14 protein-coding genes are annotated in these 17,417 nt (G+C 70.6%); 6 read left to right on the forward strand and 8 right to left on the reverse strand.

All coding sequences use genetic code 11. The annotated features are described in order from the left end of the window. Positions 1 to 7 precede the first annotated feature (7 nt). Entirely contained in the window at positions 8 to 3,352 is a 3,345-nt protein-coding gene (locus MYF83_RS06385; protein WP_248959240.1) for a serine/threonine-protein kinase, read from the forward strand. A gap of 26 nt (positions 3,353 to 3,378) precedes the next feature. Here the strand turns inward: MYF83_RS06385 and MYF83_RS06390 are convergent, their stop codons facing one another. Both MYF83_RS06390 and MYF83_RS06395 read right to left on the reverse strand, forming a co-directional pair. Further along, a complete protein-coding gene (locus tag MYF83_RS06390) occupies positions 3,379 to 3,843 on the reverse strand; it encodes a GNAT family N-acetyltransferase (protein ID WP_248959241.1) in 465 nt (154 codons plus the stop codon). A 39-nt stretch (positions 3,844 to 3,882) separates the two neighbouring features. After that, complete coding sequence (locus MYF83_RS06395) at positions 3,883 to 4,998, reverse strand: protein kinase family protein (RefSeq protein ID WP_248959242.1); 1,116 nt, start codon at positions 4,996 to 4,998, stop codon at positions 3,883 to 3,885. Positions 4,999 to 5,766: 768 nt separating this feature from the next. Here MYF83_RS06395 and MYF83_RS06400 point away from each other — a divergent pair. From MYF83_RS06400 to MYF83_RS06410, 3 genes are all read left to right on the forward strand, one after another. After that, on the forward strand, positions 5,767 to 7,797 hold the full coding sequence (locus MYF83_RS06400) for a GxGYxYP domain-containing protein (protein ID WP_248959243.1): 2,031 nt from the start codon (positions 5,767 to 5,769) through the stop codon (positions 7,795 to 7,797). A gap of 85 nt (positions 7,798 to 7,882) precedes the next feature. Then, positions 7,883 to 8,929: an LLM class flavin-dependent oxidoreductase gene (locus MYF83_RS06405; protein ID WP_443729289.1), complete on the forward strand. Its 1,047-nt coding sequence runs from the start codon at positions 7,883 to 7,885 to the stop codon at positions 8,927 to 8,929. A gap of 72 nt (positions 8,930 to 9,001) precedes the next feature. After that, positions 9,002 to 9,856 carry an alpha/beta fold hydrolase gene (locus MYF83_RS06410; RefSeq protein ID WP_248959244.1) on the forward strand — a complete coding sequence of 285 codons (855 nt, stop codon included), beginning with the start codon at positions 9,002 to 9,004 and terminating at the stop codon, positions 9,854 to 9,856. A gap of 100 nt (positions 9,857 to 9,956) precedes the next feature. On the opposite strand, the gene MYF83_RS06415 is transcribed toward MYF83_RS06410, so the two are convergent. The 5 genes from MYF83_RS06415 to MYF83_RS44170 form a co-directional block, all read right to left on the reverse strand. After that, the gene (locus MYF83_RS06415; RefSeq protein WP_248959245.1) at positions 9,957 to 10,946 is read right to left on the reverse strand and encodes an aldo/keto reductase; all 990 of its coding nucleotides are present in this window, start codon (positions 10,944 to 10,946) and stop codon (positions 9,957 to 9,959) included. A gap of 193 nt (positions 10,947 to 11,139) precedes the next feature. Beyond that, entirely contained in the window at positions 11,140 to 11,511 is a 372-nt protein-coding gene (locus MYF83_RS06420) for a hypothetical protein (RefSeq protein WP_248959246.1), read from the reverse strand. Between the two features lie 16 nt (positions 11,512 to 11,527). Continuing rightward, positions 11,528 to 11,929, reverse strand: coding sequence for a roadblock/LC7 domain-containing protein (locus tag MYF83_RS06425; RefSeq protein ID WP_248959247.1), 402 nt, complete (start codon positions 11,927 to 11,929; stop codon positions 11,528 to 11,530). A 61-nt stretch (positions 11,930 to 11,990) separates the two neighbouring features. Then, the gene (locus tag MYF83_RS06430) at positions 11,991 to 12,839 is read right to left on the reverse strand and encodes a hypothetical protein (RefSeq protein ID WP_248959248.1); all 849 of its coding nucleotides are present in this window, start codon (positions 12,837 to 12,839) and stop codon (positions 11,991 to 11,993) included. A 3-nt stretch (positions 12,840 to 12,842) separates the two neighbouring features. Further along, on the reverse strand, positions 12,843 to 13,439 hold the full coding sequence (locus tag MYF83_RS44170; protein ID WP_372500100.1) for a roadblock/LC7 domain-containing protein: 597 nt from the start codon (positions 13,437 to 13,439) through the stop codon (positions 12,843 to 12,845). Positions 13,440 to 13,696: 257 nt separating this feature from the next. On the opposite strand from MYF83_RS44170, the gene MYF83_RS06440 reads away from it, so the two are divergent. Further along, positions 13,697 to 14,203: a 2-thiouracil desulfurase family protein gene (locus MYF83_RS06440; protein ID WP_248959249.1), complete on the forward strand. Its 507-nt coding sequence runs from the start codon at positions 13,697 to 13,699 to the stop codon at positions 14,201 to 14,203. Here MYF83_RS06440 and MYF83_RS06445 read toward each other — a convergent pair. Further along, positions 14,193 to 15,428, reverse strand: a complete 1,236-nt coding sequence (locus MYF83_RS06445) for a DUF4032 domain-containing protein (RefSeq protein WP_248959250.1) — start codon at positions 15,426 to 15,428, stop codon at positions 14,193 to 14,195. The two genes, MYF83_RS06440 and MYF83_RS06445, sit on opposite strands and share 11 nt — an antisense overlap. A gap of 537 nt (positions 15,429 to 15,965) precedes the next feature. Between MYF83_RS06445 and ngcE the strand changes: the two genes are divergently transcribed. Then, positions 15,966 to 17,417, forward strand: coding sequence for an N-acetylglucosamine/diacetylchitobiose ABC transporter substrate-binding protein (gene ngcE / locus MYF83_RS06450; RefSeq protein ID WP_248959251.1), 1,452 nt, complete (start codon positions 15,966 to 15,968; stop codon positions 17,415 to 17,417).

The following is a 17,417-nucleotide window of genomic DNA, read 5'->3' on the forward strand; positions in this document are numbered from 1 at the left end:
AAGTCCCGTGGACATACTGATTGCGGGCGACCCACAACGGTTGGGCGAGTACTGGCTGGCCGGCAGATTAGGCGCCGGCGGCCAGGGGGTGGTGTACGAGGCGTACGCCGAGGACGGCACCCGCGTGGCCATCAAGGTCCTGCACAGCGACCAGGCCGCGCAACTGGCCAAGGAGGCGGCGGCCGCGCAGCGGGTCTCCTCCTTCTGCACCGCGCGGGTGATCAACGCCGAGCTGGAAGGGCCGCGCCCGTACCTGGTCAGCGAGTACGTCCCCGGCCCCAGCCTGCGCAGGGCGATCGCCGAAGGACGCAGGTTCCTGGGCGGCGATCTGCACCGGCTGGGCATCGCGGTGGCCACCGCGTTGACCGCGATCCATGAGGTCGGCGTGGTCCACCGCGACCTCAAGCCGGACAACGTGCTGCTCGGCCCCGACGGCCCCCGAGTCATCGACTTCGGCATCGCCAGGACCGCCGAGATGTCGCTGACCGCGACCGGCCTGGTGACCGGCACTCCCACCTACATGGCGCCGGAGGTGTTCTCCGGGCAGCGGGCGGGCGCGCCCGCCGACGTGTTCGGCTGGGGCGGGATCATGCTGTACGCGGCCACCGGCATCGACCCGTTCGAGGCGGAGAGCCTGGGCGGGGTGATGCACCGGGTACTGTCGTCCAACCCCGACCTGCGGGTGCTGCCCGAGCCGATACGCTCGCTGGTCGCCGCGGCGCTCATGAAGGACCCGCGCGAGCGCCCCACCGCCCGGCAGCTCCTGCTCGCGCTGGTCAGTGGCGACAGCAAGCTCGACACGGCACGACTGCTGGCGCAGGGCGACCAGGCGGCCGCCCAGATGGCGGTGTCCGGCGATGACCCGGCGCTCGGCACGCTGGCCGAGGAGTGCTACGCGCTGCTCGACCCGGCCGAGCGCGAACTGGTCCCCGAGGTGTTCCTGCGGCTGGTCACGATGGGCCGGCAGAGCGAGCTGTCCGTACGGCACGCGGACATGTCCGAGCTGGTGGAAGGCCGTCCTCTGCCCGAGGTGTCGTCGGTCACCCGGATCCTGGAGGTGTTCGGTTACCTGCTGGGTCGCGACGACAAGGAGGTCTGGCTGGCCCATCCCGCCCTGCCGCACGCCTGGCCGCGCCTGCGCCGCTGGATCGACGCCAACCGCGACGGTCTGGCCGTACACCACCAGATCCTGACCGCCGCGAGGCGGTGGACGGCGGGCGGGCGCAAGGACGGGGACCTGTTCCAGAGCACCAGCCTGGAGAACGCGCTGCAGTGGGCGGCCACCTCGCGCAGGAACATCACGCTCTCCCCGGCCGAACGCGACTTCCTGGACTCCTCGGCTCGGCTGACCAGGCGCCGGGCCAGGCGGACCAGGCTCGTCTCGCTGAGCCTGGCGGGACTGCTGGTCATCGCGCTGGTGGCCGGCGGGCTGGCGGTTCAGCAGGGCATGGTCGCCGACTCCAGGGCAGAGCAGCTGGCGACGCAGTTGAGCACGTCGGAGTCGATCCGGCTGGCCGCCCTGGCGGACACCACCAGAAGCTCAGATCCGCGGCTCGCCATGCTGCTCAGCGTGGCCGCCTGGCGGCTGGACGGCACTCCGCAGGCCAGGACGGCGCTGAACGGCTCGCTCGCCCAGCGCGACCAGGCGATGTTCCGATACCCGCTCGGCGCGATGACGGTGTTCGGCGGCGACGGGCGCACGCTGGTCAGCGTCAGTAAGGACCAGGCACGGCTGTGGGACGTGCGCACCGGCAGGCAGATCACGGTGATCCCCGATCTCAAGCTCGATGGCGGGCCGCTGACGGACGTCGCCCTGTCACCCTCGGCCCGCACGCTCATGGCCGCGAACGCCGTGCGCACCGGCGCCTGGGACGCCCGCACCGGCGCGAGCGTCGGCACCTGGCCCTACGACCGCACGAACTACCTGGCCAGAGCCTGGATCGCGGCCATCAAGAAGAACGAGGGCCAGGACGTGCACGTCAGGGCCCGCACCCGCTCGGACGTGACCGCCGCGGACCCGAAGGCCGGCACCGCCGTCGCGAGCCAGGACGGCACGTGGAAGGCGGAGAACGACCTGGGACGGCTGATGCTGACCAACCTCGGCGAAGGCTGGTCGGAAGAGGTAGGCAAGGGGAGCTACAACAAGGGCGACCCCGTCTTCAGTGCGAACGGGCGGCTGCTGGCCACGGTGATCAGGGACGACATCCAGTTCTGGCGGCTGCCCGACTCCCATCTGCTCACCAAGGTCCGGGTCCTGGGGGACGGAGACGATGGCGAGCGACCGTACGGCGCCTTCGACGGCTCGACGTTCCGGTATGTCATGGGAGACCAGGTCTTCTCCGTGGACGTCACCGACCTGATGGCCGAGGTGACGTCGCAGCTGATGGACCAGTCGACGTTCAGCCGCGACGGCCGCTACCTGGTGGCCGCCGAGGCGGGCGGCACGACGATACGCGCGGTCGCCACCGGAAAGACCCTCGGCCCCATGCCCGCCGCCGACAGCTTCGACTTCAGCCACGACGGTCGGCTGGCCGTCGTGTCCAAGGGCCAGATCAAGGTGCTTGGCCTGGCCACCCGGAAGGTTCTGGCCGAGTTCACCACGGGCAAGGGGAGCTCGCAGGTGTTCTTCAGTCCCGACGGGACCAGGCTCGCGCTCTCGCGGCGGTTTGGGCGCGGGCACGCCGTGGAGCTTTGGGACTGGCGGTCCCACCGAAGGCTGTGGCAGACGCCGACGCGCATGCCCCTCGCCGTGACGTTCTCCCCCGACGGGCGGCGGCTGGCCATCGGCGGCGCCGACCAGCGAATCCTCGACACCGCCACCGGCAAGATGATCGGCGAGCCGTTCGGCGGCGACGCGGGCGCCATCGGCGACCGGGTGTGGTTCACCCGCTCGGGCGAGATCCTGGTCGTGCATGACTCGCGCGGGCGCGTCACCCGCTGGGACACCGCCACCAGGCGCGGCATCGGCACGCCCACGCGTGGTGTCTTCGCCGGGAGCGCCTCTTACTCGCCCACCGAGGATCTCATCGCGTTCACGCAGGGCGAGGGCCATGTGCTGCTGTTCGACCCGATCTCGGGAAGCAGCCTCGGCCGGTCAGCGGACACCGGCGGCGGGCTGGCCCCAGGCACCGGCGAACTGTCGTCCGTGGCCTTCACCCTCGACGGGACGCAGGTGCTCACCGTGGACGGCCATGGCACGGTCAACCGGTTCCCGGCCGCCGCGCAGGCCGTCGCCAAGGCCGTCTGCGCCCGGGCCGGACGGTCGCTGACCCCGCAAGAGTGGGCGGCCCACATTCCCGCGCTCCCCTTCCGGGAGGTCTGCCCGCGACCAGATGGCCGATCCGCGCCTTAGGGCACCGAGCAGCCGGAGATCGTCGTTTACAGCGCTTGTGTCATGAAAACGCTGTTCGGGTCGGGCTGGTAGTCCGCGAACGGCTCGCAGTAGTCGAAGCCGAGTTTCTCGTACAGTTTCCTGGCGGGCAGGAAGAACTCGTCCGCGCCGGTCTCGAGGCTCAGCCGGGTGAATCCCATGCGCTTGGCCTCGGTGATGATGTGCTCCAGCAGCAGAGACGCGATCCCGCTCCGCTTGCGCCTCGGCGTGGTGCGCATCGACTTCACCTCGGCGTGGCCCGCGTCCAGTCTCTTGATCGCACCGCAGCCCACCAGAGTGTCACCGTCCATGACCGACCAGAACGTGACTTCGGGCTTGCGGAGCCCGTCGAGATCGAGGGCGTGCACGCTTTCCGGAGGGGTGATGGACCGCATCTCCTGGACGTGCTCGCCGAGGAACCCGGCGATCTGCGGGCCGGAGAGGTCGTCTACCACGATCTTTATGCTGCTCACTCTTTCTCCGGGGACTCGGCGCCGCAGGTGCCAACAAGGCTAGGGCCCCTTGGATCGGAGCCGATCACCGGGTGTCGGCGGCCTCGCGGGCATCGCAGTAGCCCGTGCTCGCTCGATCTCGGTGGCCGGGAAGGGGGTTCGCTTGCTTTCTTTGAGCAGGCGGTGGTGGAACTCGTCGAGGATGACGGCGGTGCGGGCGTGGCGGTCGATGATGGCGGCGATCGCGGGTGGGGTGCCATCGGGGCGCCGGCCCGCGAGCCAGTCGAGCAGGAAGGTCTCGTGCCCGGTATCGTCGCGCACGCCGTCGAGCAGGTGGTGGCGGAGCAGATGGCTCGCGGTGTGGCAGCGGTCGTACGCGAGATGGTCCGCCAGGAATTCGGCCTCCGCCGCCGAGAGTTCGAAGCCGGAGCTCAGGGCTAGGCCGAAGTCGGCGAAGTAGAGCAGCCTGCCGTCGGTCAGCACATTGCGGAAGTGAGCGTCGAAGTGGACGAGTCCGCGAGAGCTCATGAACGCGACCCCGCGCGCCAGGGACTCCTCCACCCAGAGGTAGAGCCGGTCGTCCTCGCGTTGCCACGCGGCGTGCCGGTGGTCGTTCAGCCAGCCGGCGAGCGTGTGCGGCAGGCGTTCCAGGAAGAGCACCAGGCTGTACGCGGACCGGCCGATGGCCTCCAGCCGCTCACGCACGGCCGGCGAGCCCTCCCAGTACGCGACCGCCCCGTCGATGCCCCCGAACTCGTCGGCGAACCCCTCGGGAGGGGAGTCGGGCAGGACCCGCCAGTGGTACGTCAGCGGGAAGCCCTCGTACTCGTTCCCGAGGACCCAGTTGGTGGTCATGATGTGCACGGCCAGCTCGCGCCACGCCCCGAACCCCGCCGAGCCCACTCCATACTGGTAGAACGTCGGCAGTCCGAAGAGGTTCGCCGTCGACCGCGCGTTCTCCGGCCGCAGCTCGAGGTCCGTCAGGGGGACACGTTTGACGAAGACCGGCGTCCCGCCGATGTCGAGCTTGGCCGACCGGCCCCCGATGCCGGACCCGAGCGCGGTGGCCGCCGCCACCGCCTCGCCGAGCCGGCGATCGCTCAGCAGCGACAGGTCCGTGGAAACGGTCCCGTAGGCGGCCATGCGCGCGGCGTACCGCTGATCCGCGTCGTGCATCGACGGCCTCCTCGGCACCCTCGACCCGCGTCTCCGCGATGTCGCGGCCCTGAACGACCCTATGCGCCGTGGCGCTGTTGGAGGGCGGTGGTGAGGAGGGTGTCGAGTGCCTGCTGGGAGGTTTCGAGCTGTGTGATCGCTTCGGCGAGCCGGTTGCGCCCCGGGCACGGCTTTCGACCCCGACGACATCGCCGGACACTACTGGCGGCTGCATGAGCAGCCGCGAGACCAATGGGAACGGGAAGTCCTCTACAGCGGCCTGCCCACAGCCGGCAAGACGACCTGCACCCCTGCTCAAGGTCTCGACTCGTCGCCGGAGAACTGACGATCTCGCCGGTCCGGGAGCGCGAACAGATCGTCGGTGGCCGCGAGGAAGCGGGCCAGCATCGCGGCCACCTTCGCCGATCGCGTCGTCTGGTTCGGGTTCTGGGGGGTGGCCCAGCGATCTTGCGGGCAAAATCCGATGATCCGTTGACTTAGTAAATCAAAAAGACTTATGTTCTCGCCATCCCAGGAAACATGGCCGAAACAGGGCCGGTCGACCATGCCGGCGCGGGGGTCGGGGCCCGCCGCCGGGGTCCGTGGTCGTCCGTCACGGCCCGGAGAAGGAGTCCGATTGAGACGAGCGAAGGTGGCCTCGATGCCGCTGACCTCGCCGGCCGCCTCGGCCGGCGCACGGGCCGGGGGCGGGGCCGGCGAGCACGAAGCTCGCGGCGCCCTGCAGGTGACAACGTTGTCAAGCATTCTTCTGAGGAGCAGTGATCGTTGATGCTGTCACGACGGAACTTCCTGCGGGCGAACGGCCTCGTCCTCACGGCCGGCGGCTTCGGCCTCACCCTGCCGAGCCTCGCCGCCGCCGAGTCCGCCGCCCGGTCCGCCACCGAGTCCACCGCCGATGCCGCCCTCCTGCCGTCCTTCGGACGCCCCACCCGGCTCGACGCCGCCGATGTCAGCACCCTCACCGGAGACGACCAGCTACTGCTGACCACCCTGCAAGGCGTCGTCAACCGCCGTCGGCCTCGTCTCTACTTCAACTACGACAGCGGCGACTGGGACTTCCGCTGGCTGTCCAGCACGGGCGCCGCCGTCACCCGGCACGACCATCCCCTCGACCTGGTCGGGCGCTACCGCGACGAGGTCCGGGGCGCGGTGCTGCACGACCCGGATGTCCCCGACTCGGTGAACGTCGCGACCACGCTCGCCGGCCTGGAGAACGCCGTCGCCGCCACCGAGGCGCAGGCCAAGGAGCACGGGCTCAAGATCATCACAGATCTTCGCGGTCGCTTCCACGCCGACGACCCGCTGGCCACCCACCGCTGGCAGCTCGACACCCTGTTCCCCCGGTGCAGCCACGCCCTCCTCGCCGGGCTCCCGCCCACCAGGACCGTGCGGGTGGACAACGTGCAATGGCGCGAAGTCGCGCGCGAGACCGAGCGCATCCGCGACTCCTCCAACCGCGCGGTGCGCACCTTCGATCTGAGCCCCGAGCTGACCGGTCAGGACGGCGTCTACCTCCGCTTCCAGGACTCTCTCGGAGACGACGGATGGGGCGCCTCGGTCGGCTCCGTCACCGTCAAGGCCGACGGCACGCCGATCGCCACCTTCACCCCTGGCACGGACGCCGAGGCCCCGTACCTCTTCGACGGCATCAACTCCGCCATCGGCGGCGACTCCAACCGCTTCGCCGACGGCGGTGGGTACTTCATCTACCGGTTCACCGCCCCGGCCGGTACGAAGCAGCTCCTGGTCGAGGTCGACCTGTGGAACCAGTACCTGGTCACGGCCACCACCACGGCGCCCACCCGGGTCGAGCCCTTCCCGTATTTCCGGGACTACGCGGTGGCGATGCGGGCCATGGTCATCTGGCTGCCCCCGTCGGGCGAGACCGGCCGGCTGCTCGACGAGATCTTCACCAAGGTCAAGCCCACCACCCCCTACGCCGGCTGGTTCTCCAACGATGTGGCCGGAGAGTGGGGCGGCGTCGACCGGGCCTCGCAGCACGGCATCGAGGTCGTACCGGCCGACTACTACATGAACGCGACCGTTCACGCCGGGGTCGCGGCCAAGGTCTCCGACAAGGTCCGCCCGCGACCGAAGGCGGACCTCCGCAAGCGGGTGTACCTCACCCTCACCTTTGGCGAGGGCGACAACATCCAGTACTGCCAGCGCCGGATGCGGGACCTCTGGGACGACCCGAAGCGCGGCGACGTGCCCGTCAACTGGACGGTCAGCCCGCTGCTCGCCGACATCGGCCCGGCTCTGCTGGCGTACTACCAGCGCACCGCCACCGCCAACGACCTGCTGATCGCGGGCCCCTCCGGCGCCGGCTACACCTACCCCGGGTCCTGGCCCACGGCGGCCCTGGACGCCTACACCGAGCTCACCGGACGCTTCCTGCGCCGCACCGGCATGGACCTGGTCTACGCGTACAACCAGCGCAAGCCGGAAGGCGACGGATGGGTGCCCTTCGACGAGCGCATCGTCCGGTCCTACCGGGAGAACACGCCGCTGCGCGGCATCATCCAGTCCTGGGAGACCGGAGACCTGCTGGCCCGCCCCGCCGGGCTACCGGTGATCGGTAACCTCTCGCCCCAGGGCAAGGCCCAGGAGTACCGGGACACGCTGCTGAAGCACATCGAAGGCTGGGACGGCGCCGAACCGCTGTTCATCGCCGGCGCGATCAACGCCTGGAACTGGACGCCGAGCGATGTCGCCGAGCTCGGCGGCCTGCTCGCAGACCCGTTCGAGGTCGTCCGCGGCGACACCTTCTTCGAACTGCTCAACCGCGCCACCGGCTAGATCGCCGGCTGGAACCGGCCGACACGCGCTGAAGCTCCGTCCGGGGTGAGCCGGGCGGGGCGGCGCGGGCTGGCAGAGTTGGGTCGTGGCCGACCAGGTGCGGATCGGGGTCTTCCTTCTGGCGGCGGGGTTTCCCGGCGCCGACCACGGCGAGGCGCTGTCCTCGGCCGTGGACGCGGCGGTGGCCGCCGAGCGGGCCGGCTTCGACGACGTGTGGATCGCCGAGCACCACTTCATGTCGTACGGGGTGTGCCCGTCGGCCGTGACGCTCGCGGGGTACGTGCTCGGCCGCACGCGGCGCATCGGCGTCGGCACTGCGGTGAGCGTGCTGTCCACCTGGCATCCCGTGGCACTGGCCGAGCAGGCCGCGCTCCTCGACCGCGTCTCCGGGGGACGGTTCCGGCTGGGCGTCGGGCGCGGCGGCCCGTGGATCGACCTGGAGGTCTTCGGCACGGGGCTCGACCGGTACGAGAACGGGTTCGTGGAGGGCCTGGACCTGCTGGTCGCGGCCCTCGGCCAGGAGCGGGTCGCCGCCGAAGGGCCGACGTTCCGGTTCCGCGAGGTGCAGATGGTCCCGAGGCCGGGCCGGCCGATGCGCCCCGTGGTCGCCGCCACCTCGCCCGGCACCGTCCAGGTGGCGGCGGCGCGGGGGCTGCCGATGCTGCTCGGCATGCACATCGGTGACCCGGACAAGGCGGCGCTGGTGGAGGCGTACGCCGGGACGGCGGTCGCGTGCGGCCACGACCTCGCGGCGATACCGCACGTGGCGGCGGGCGTCGCGTACGTCGCGGACACGACCGGCGAGGCGGTGGCGGCGATGAAGGAGTCCCTGCCGAGGTGGCTGGCGCCCGGCCTGGCCGGCTACCGGCCGGTGGACGGGCGCGCGTACGTCCCGAAGGACGCCGGTGCCTACGCCGACCTGCTCTGCCGGCTGCACCCCGTCGGTTCGCCGGAGCACTGCGCCGACACGATGCTCGCGACGATCGAGCGCACGGGCGTCCGCCACCTGATCTACCTGGTCGAGGGGGCCGGTGATCCGGCGATGACCCGCCGGAACATCGCCAGGCTCGGCGCCGAGGTGCTGCCCCGGGTACGAGCATCCTGCGGACCGGCGTCACTGCCCGCGCTCTAAGGCTCGCCTGCTGGGTGCGGAGATCGGCGCGGGGGCTTGTCGCCACCGGAAACAGAATGTAATTCTAGCCCCATGAATCGCGCGACGACGAACGGCATCGAGCTCGCCTACGACGCCTTCGGGCCCCCCGCCGGGCGCCCGCTGCTTCTGATCATGGGGCTCGGAGCCCAGATGATCAGCTGGGACGAGGAGTTCTGCGAGATGCTCGCGGAGAGGGGGCATCGGGTCGTCCGCTTCGACAACAGGGACGCCGGCCTGTCCACGCACCTCCACGAGGCCGGCATGCCAGACCTTGGCGGCGCCGCCGCGCCGCCGTACCTGCTCGAGGACATGGCCGACGACACCGCGGGGCTGCTGGACGCGCTCGGCTGGGACGCCGCCCACGTGGTCGGGGCGTCGATGGGCGGCATGATCGCCCAGACGTTCGCCATCCGGCACCCGGCCAGGACGCTCAGCCTCACCTCCATCATGTCCACTCCCGGCCCGCAGATCGGCGCGCCGACCGAGGCCGCCATGGCGGCGCTGCTCTCACGGTCCGCCGCCGACCGGGACGCGGTCGTCAGCCGGGCGCTGGAGATGTGGGAGGTCATCGGCTCGCCCGGATACCCGATGGACGCCGAACGCGTCGCCCGGGTGGCCGGTGAGGGCTTCGACCGCGCCTACGATCCCGCCGGGTTCGGCCGCCAGTTCGCCGCGATCCGCGGCTCCGGCGACCGCACCGCCGCGTTGCGCGAGCTGACGGTGCCCGCGCTGGTCGTCCACGGCGAGGCGGACCCGCTGGTCCAGCTGCCCGGAGGCGTCGCCACGGCGGAGGCCATCCCCGGCGCCAAGCTGCTGACCTTCCCCGGCATGGGACACGATCTGCCGCGCCCGTTGTGGCCGGAGATCGCCGACGCGGTCACCGAGCTGACCGAGCGCGCCGGCTGAGGCGCCGGCGCGGGCACCGGGGCGCCGCCGGAGCGATCCGTGCGGCGTCGCGGTGCCGGGTCATCGGTGCCGGGTCATCGGTCGGGGTCATCGGGCGGGATCACCGCGCCGCGTCGAGCCTCGCGCGCTGCCCGGGCGTCAGCTCCAGGTCCACCGCGGCCAGGCTCTCGTCCAGCTGTGCCACCGAGGAGGCGCCCACCAGCGGAATGATGGGGACCTCGCCGCCGATCAGCCACGCCAGCACCACCTGGTTGGGCGTCGCCCCGGTCTCCTTCGCGACCTCGCGCAGCGCGGCCAGGCGGGCGGGCGTGCCCGCGTGGTCGAACCCGGCTCCCAGCGGCTTGTCCTCGCGGACGTACGCGCCGCTCAGCAACGGCGAGTAGGCGACCAGCGCGAGTTCCGGTTCGGCCCGCAGGTAGCTGAGCAGGTCGCCGGTGACCACGCCCTGGGTGCCGTCCTTGGAGCGCAGGCTCGGCAGGTCGGTGCGCTGGCGCAGGTAGGTGTGGTGGTACTGCAGCACCTCGTAGCCCGGCAGGCCCGCCGCCGCGGCCAGGGTCCGGGCTCGTTCCACCCGCCACGCCCAGTGGTTGCTCACCCCGAGCAGCCCGACGGCGCCTTCGGCGACCAGTTCGGCGAAGCCCTCGACGGTCTCCCGCAGCGGCACCGCGCGCGGGTCCTCGATGTGCGCGTACAGCAGGTCGAGCCTGTCCACGCCGAGCCGTTCCCGGCTCCGCTCCGCCGACTCCCTGATCACCTTGGCCGACAGCCCTTCGACGTTCTCGGAGAAGGTGGCGCTGGGAGCCAGCGGCCGTCCCCCGAGCTTGGTGGCGATGACCACCTCGTCTCCGACCCCGCGGCTACGGCGCCAGCGGCCGAGCAACTCCTCGCTCTCGCCGCCCTGCGTGCCGTTGACCCAGAACGCGTAGTTGTCGGAGGTGTCGATGAACGTGCCGCCGGCCTCGACGTACCGGTCGAGGATCGCATACGACGTCGGCTCGTCGGTGACCGTGCCGAACAGCATGGCGCCGAGGCTCAGCACGCTCACCTCGCGGCGCGTGCGCGGATCCGTGCCGATCGTGCGGTATCTCATGCAGGGCTCCTCTCGCGACGCCCGTCACGTCCGGGCGTTCGAGCAGGAGTCTGGGTGCTGGAGCGCGCTCCGGGTCAACCGCCGCGGCCCGCCCGCACGTCGCGGTATTCGGGCCCGATGGACGAGCCGGGCGCCGCCCGGGGGGGGACGGCGGGGGGCGGCGGCCGGGGGAGCGGAGGCCGATTTGGATTCGTCAGATGTCGATCTTCTCCTCGATCGCGCGGAGCGCGTGGCGGGCGAGGGCGAGGTTGGCTCGGGCGCGGTCCAGCGCGAGGTACAGGAACAGGCCCTTGCCTCCCCGCCCGGCCAGAGGGCGCATGATGTGGTACTGCCCGTTCAGGGTGATGAGGATGTCCTCGATGCTGTCCTTGAGCTGGAGGGCCTCCATCGTGCGGAGCTTGGCCTTGATCACCTCGGTGTTCCCGGCGGCCGCGACCTGGAGGTCGAGTTCCTTGGAACCGCCGAGCGTGCCGAGTGCCATGCCGCTGTTGTAGTCGACCACGGCGGCGCCGACGGCGCCGTCGATGGCCATCATCTCCTTCAGCGAGACGTCCATGCTGGCCATGTTCTTCCTCTCATGGTCATGGGCGGGCCGGGGACGCCTGGTCGGCGGCCGGCGCGCGTTCGACAATGGCGGCGAGGTTCGCCGCCGTCTTGCGTCCTTCTATGCGCAGCAGCCCGAGGTTGGTGCCCCGGGCGGCGAACACGGTGAGGACGAGCTTGGGGCCCGCGGCGTAGCACGCCGCGTAGCCGCCGACGCCGGAGACCAGCGTCTCCTCCAGGGCGCCCGCCTGTGCCAGTTCCGTCATGCGGCGGCTCATCGCGAGCAGCGCCGAACTCAGCGCCGACGCCTGCTCCGCGCCCACCCGCACGTCCGCCGTCACCGGCATGCCGTCCACCGTGCACACGAGCGCACCGGTGACGTCGGCCATGCGTCTCATCAGAAGGAGCATCTCCTCGTGCAAGTCGTGACGTAGATCCATCGCCGACCTCCTTCCGGCCCTCTTGAGCGACCGCAATCTCATGACGCCGTCGTGGGCGGGTTCACAACAGCCTCTCCAGGGCGTCGCGCAGCCTGATGAGCACGCTGACATCGGTGGGGTCCCCGCTGACCTGCGGAAGTCCCGGCACGGGCCGGGATTCCAGTGCCCCCGGACGGGGGCCCGTGCGCCCGGCCCGCTTCGGCAGCGCCGGCGCGCCGGCGGCGGGTACGGCGTCCTGCGCGCCCACCGGGTCCAGGAGCAGTCCCGCCACGCCGAGCTGCCGTACGGCGAGCAGGACGGAGTACGCCGGGCGCCCAAGCCTGCGGGCGAGGTCGATCGGCGTCGCCGTGGCATCGGCGCTGACGAGCACCTCCCACTGGAGCGAGGTCAGGACGACCCGCTGCGCGCTGATCCGCGGAGTGATGACCACCGGCCGCGAGTCCACGTCGGGGTACGGCCACACGTGGTCCAACTGAGCCCTCCTGCGACGGCACTCGCGGAGCAGCCCGGCGGTGTCGAAGTACCACTGGTCGCCGAGCCAGTGCCGGTCCCCCTCCTTGAAGCGGGGCCTGGTCCCCTTTGCGGCGAGGACGAAGAACGCGGCGTCGAGGATCGCGCCGAGCACGCACAGCTGCAGCTCGCCGCGGGCCAGCAGGCCCTGTCGTACGAGCGTCTCGCCGCCGTCGGCGCGGCCCACGGCCGACTGGCGGGCGCTGCGCATCGTCGCGGCACCGACCCGGCCGGAGGTGACCAGAATCTGCTCCACGCCGGGGGCGCTCGTGCTCTCCACGTAGGTCACCCGGCCGCCGGAGAGGTAGACGCACCCGGCACGGCCGACCCTGAGCGAGCCGGTCGCGCGGTCCTTCGCTAAGCCGCCGAGCACGGCGTCCAGCTGCTGCGTGGGGGACATGGTTCACGCGCTGATCAGCCGGTCGGAGATGGCGCGCAGGCGGTGGCGCGCGAGCGCGAGGTTCGAGCGTTCGAGGTCGAGCCGCAGGTAGAGCAGGATCGGCCCGGTGACGGCGGTCTCCACGGGCCTGAGCAGGTGGTGGCCCTTGTCGGAGGTGACGATGACGTCCTCGACGCGGATCGTCCCGTCGGGCGAGGCCACGGCCAGCCCGTCCAGGGTCGCCCGGAAGGTCTGGCTCAGCGCGGCGGCCGATGTCTGTGGATCGAGGTGCGGCGCGGTCCTGCCCGCCGCGACGGGCATCCCGCCGGTGTCCTCGATGACGAGCGCATCCAGGGCGCCGGGGATGGCCAGGATATCGGTGAGACAGTCTTCGATATCGAGCACGGTCAACTCCTCCCTGGGCGGTCCCTTCCGCACGTGGCGGCAAACTCTAGCAGGCCCCGTCATGCCGTTGAACAGGGTCAGGACCCCGATCGCCAGGCTGCGAAGACTGGCCATGGCCCGGGGCGCGGAGCCGGTATGGACGCGGGAGGCATCCTCGGCCAGAGTGACGTCCCGCCGCCAATGAAGATCGTTTTCTGTCTGCCACTCGCCGCGCACCAAGCCTGCCAGGCGGCGGGCGTCCGCCTCGGCCTCGCCCAGAGACGTGATCCCACATCTGCCCATATCGCGCTTGACATGCGCATCCAGCCGGAGACGGCGACGTATCGGGGACTACGCGAAACCAGCCCGATATGCGTGGCAAATGGGACGAAACTCCGAAATCCAATAATGAACGGATCGATGCTCGCTCAACCGCTATGAACGGATCAATGCCCGCTCCGCCGCCTGCCGTGCGCGGCGGATACCGTGAAGGGATGGAGAGGATCCTGGTCAGCGCGTGCCTGATAGGGCGGCCGGTGCGCTTCGACGGCCGCGCCAAGACCGTCGATGACGCGCTGCTCGCGGGCTGGCGGTCCGAGGGCCGGCTGGTGCCGTTGTGCCCGGAGATCGAGGGCGGGCTGCCGGTGCCGAGGCCGCCCGCCGAGATCGAGGGCGGCGTCGGCGGCGCCGCCGTGCTGACCGGTGCCGCGCGCATCCTCACCCCCGAAGGCGCCGACGTCACGCGGCACTTCCTCGCCGGGGCCCAGTCCGCCCTCGCGCTCGCGCGGTCGATGGGCATCAGGCTCGCGATCCTCAAGGACGGCAGCCCCTCCTGCGGCAGCCTGCGCATCCACGACGGCACGTTCCGGGGAAGGGTGACTCCCGGATCCGGGGTGACGGCGGCCCTGCTGGAGGCGAACGGCGTCCGCGTCTTCGGCGAGGACCGCCTCGCCGACGCCGCCGCCTACCTCGGCGACCTCGAATCCGCGGTCAGGGGCTGACGGGGTCGGGGGTGGGGTCGCCGCCGATGACGGCTTTCTCGTCGGGTTTGTAGACCAGCACGGTGGCGATGTAGGACTTCAGGGCCGCCTCCAGCCCGACGTCGCGGCCCTCCCGCTCCGACATGTACCAGCGGTGGTCGAGCACCTCGTGGAAGAGCTGAGCGGGCTCCAGCTTGCCGCGCAGCTCCGCCGGGATGGCGTTGACGGTCGGCTGGAAGGTCTCGGCGAGCCAGCGGTGGGCGACGATCGCCTCGTCCTCGTGGCGCAATCCCTTGGCGACCCGGAAGGCGTCGAGGTCGTTCAGCAGCCGTCTGGCCTGGTTCTCCTCGACGTCGAGCCCGGTGAGGCGGAGCAGGCGGCGCTGGTGGTGGCCGGCGTCCACGACCTTGGGCCGCACGATCAGCCGGGCGGTGCCCGCCTTGCGCCTGACCATCATCTCGGCGACGTCGAAGCCGAGGGAGTTGAGCCGCCGGATGCGCTGGTCTACCCGGTGCCACTCCACGTCCTCGACGATCTCCTCCTGCGTGAGCTCGTTCCACAGCCGGTGGTAGCGCTCGCAGAGCTGCTCGGCGAAGGCCAGCGGATCGATCGAGGGGTGCAGGAGGCCGCCCGCCTCCAGGTCCAGCATCTCCCCGTAGATGTTGACGTGGGCGACCTCGATGTCGTGGCTGCGCTGGCCCTCGCTGATCACCGGGTGCAGCTCGCCGGTCTCCGCGTCCACGAGGTACGCCGCGAACGCCCCCGCGTCCCGCCTGAACAGCGTGTTGCTCAGCGAGCAGTCGCCCCAGTAGAACCCGGTCAGGTGCAGGCGCACGAGGAGCACGGCCAAGGCGTCCAGCAGGCGGATGAGCGTGTCGGGACGGAGGGTGCCCGACAGCATCGCCCGGTAGGGCAGCGAGAACTGCAGGTGGCGGGTGACCAGCGCCGAGTCCAGCGGCTCACCCTCGGCCGACGCCCTGCCCGTGACCACGGCCACGGGCTCGACGGAGGGGGTGTCGAGGCGGCTCAGGTCCCACAGGAGCTGGTACTCCCGCTTGGCGTACCGCTCGCTGATCTCCTTGATCGCGTAGACCCGCCCGGAGAGCCGGGCGAACCGGACGACGTGCCGGGAGATGCCGCGCGGCAGCGTCACGAGGTAGTGGTCGGGCCAGTCTTCCAGGGGGAGATCCCACGGCAGGCGGATCAGATCGGGATCGCTGGGAGCGCCGGTGATCTGGAGCGGCAACCCTGTGCTCCTCGGGGTGTCGGGGTGGCTGGGGATGTCGGGGGTGTCGCTCCGACGCTAGCCCTTTCGCGCGTTCCGCGGCAGCCGGGTCCGCTTGGTGGGACACCGGCGCCCGGCGGCCGCCGTACCGGTGCCGTGCCCGGGCCGGCCCCACCACGCCCGGCCGCATCGGCCCGTTGATGCCGACCGTGACCGATCATGACGCACCGTGTCCGGTCCGCGGCCGGGTCGACGGCGACCGACCGGACCTGTGGCGCTGTGACCTGCCCTTCCGACTCGGGTGGTCTAGACCGGGTCAAAGGGGTGTCGGTTCAGGGTGGATTTGTGTAATCATCGGCCCATGACCTGTGTGGTTGCTGGGTTACGCGGGAGTTTCGCGCGATGTCCGGCGCCGCCGCTGGTCGCAGGTCGTTTGCTGGTCGGCCACAGCTCGATCACGGGTGGCCCATACCACTTGACGGTGTGGGGGGATGGACGTACGTTCCTCAAACGTTTAGGAAACTTTCCTAATTGATTGCCCCATTCCTGGAGGGTTGCATGTCCAACTCCGCCGGCACGCCCCGAGAGATCACCCGGCGGCAGATGCTCCGCCGGATCGGCCTCACCGCACTCGTCGCAGGCCCCGCGGCGAGCTTCCTCAGCGCCTGCGCGACCGGCGGAGGCAGCTCCGCGGCTTCCCCGACCGCCGCCGCCAGCGGCGGCGCGACCTCGGCCGCGAACCCCTTCGGGGTCAAGGCGGACGCCGCCCTCGAAGTCGTCATCTTCAAGGGCGGTCTCGGCGACAGCTACGCCACCGACGTCCACGAGCCGCTGTACAAGAAGGAATTCCCGAAGGCCACCGTCAAGCACGTCGCCACGCAGCAGATCGCCCAGACGCTGCAGCCCCGCTTCGCCAGCGGCGACGTCCCCGACTTCATCGCCAACTCCGGCTCCGACCTCATGGACAACGGCGCCCTGCAGTCCGAGGGCCAGCTTCTGGACCTGACCCCGCTGTTCGACGCCCCCTCGATCGACGACCCGAGCAAGAAGGTCCGGGACACGCTGATCCCCGGCACCGTCGAGTCGGGTCTCATCGCCGACAAGCCGTACATCTTGAACTACGTCTTCACCGGTTACGGCCTCTGGTACAACAGCAAGCTCTTCCAGGAGAAGGGCTGGACCGCGCCGAAGACGTTCGACGAGTTCAAGACGCTGTGCGACACCATCAAGAAGGCGGGCATCACGCCGTACGCCTACGCCGGCAAGAACGCCTCCTACTACCAGTACTGGATGATCCTCATCACGGCTGCGAAGGCCGGGGGCAACCAGGTCCTGATCGACATCGACAACCTGGCCGACGGCGCATGGAACAACGACGCGGTGAAGCAGTCCGCCGCCGCGTGGGCCGAGATCGGCAAGTTCATGGACAAGAGCTACGAAGGTCTCATCCACACCGAGGTCCAGACCCGGCAGAACCAGGACAAGATCGCGCTCTACCCGTCCGGCGCCTGGCTGGAGAACGAGCAGAAGAGCAACACGCCCGCTTCCTTCGAGTACGCCGTGACGCCGACCCCGAGCCTCACGTCCGCCGACAAGCTGCCGTTCGAGGCCATCCGCGCCGTCGCGGGCGAGCCGTACATCATCCCCGCGAAGGGCAAGAACACCGCCGGTGCTCTGGAGTACGCCCGCATCATGCTCTCCAAGGAGGGCGCGAAGGGCTTCATCGAGAAGTCCGGAAGCCTCACCGTCGTCATCGGCTCCGCCGACGGGCTCAACCTGGCCCCGGGCCTGAAGAGCACCGCCGACGCCCAGAAGGCGGCGGGCGCCAACATCGTCACCTACAGCAGCTTCGAGAACTGGTACAAGGAGCTGGAGACCGAGCTGCGCAAGCAGACCAACTCGCTGATGTTCGGCCGCATCTCGGCCGAGGAGTTCTGCGCCAACATGCAGAAGAAGGCCGACGCGGTCAAGGCCGACTCCTCCATCACCAAGCAGAACCGGACGGTGTAG

The organism is Sphaerisporangium perillae (genome assembly GCF_023276435.1).
Taxonomy (GTDB): domain Bacteria; phylum Actinomycetota; class Actinomycetes; order Streptosporangiales; family Streptosporangiaceae; genus Sphaerisporangium; species Sphaerisporangium perillae.

Coding starts and splice junctions, on each gene's coding strand:
- MYF83_RS06420 (WP_248959246.1), bottom strand. CDS start 11,511: ATGGCCAGCATGGACGTCTCGCTGAAGGAGATGATGGCCATCGACGGC.
- MYF83_RS06440 (WP_248959249.1), top strand. CDS start 13,697: ATGGAGAGGATCCTGGTCAGCGCGTGCCTGATAGGGCGGCCGGTGCGC.
- MYF83_RS06425 (WP_248959247.1), bottom strand. CDS start 11,929: ATGGATCTACGTCACGACTTGCACGAGGAGATGCTCCTTCTGATGAGA.
- ngcE (WP_248959251.1), top strand. CDS start 15,966: ATGTCCAACTCCGCCGGCACGCCCCGAGAGATCACCCGGCGGCAGATG.
- MYF83_RS06410 (WP_248959244.1), top strand. CDS start 9,002: ATGAATCGCGCGACGACGAACGGCATCGAGCTCGCCTACGACGCCTTC.
- MYF83_RS06395 (WP_248959242.1), bottom strand. CDS start 4,998: ATGCACGACGCGGATCAGCGGTACGCCGCGCGCATGGCCGCCTACGGG.
- MYF83_RS06415 (WP_248959245.1), bottom strand. CDS start 10,946: ATGAGATACCGCACGATCGGCACGGATCCGCGCACGCGCCGCGAGGTG.
- MYF83_RS06400 (WP_248959243.1), top strand. CDS start 5,767: ATGCTGTCACGACGGAACTTCCTGCGGGCGAACGGCCTCGTCCTCACG.
- MYF83_RS06430 (WP_248959248.1), bottom strand. CDS start 12,839: ATGTCCCCCACGCAGCAGCTGGACGCCGTGCTCGGCGGCTTAGCGAAG.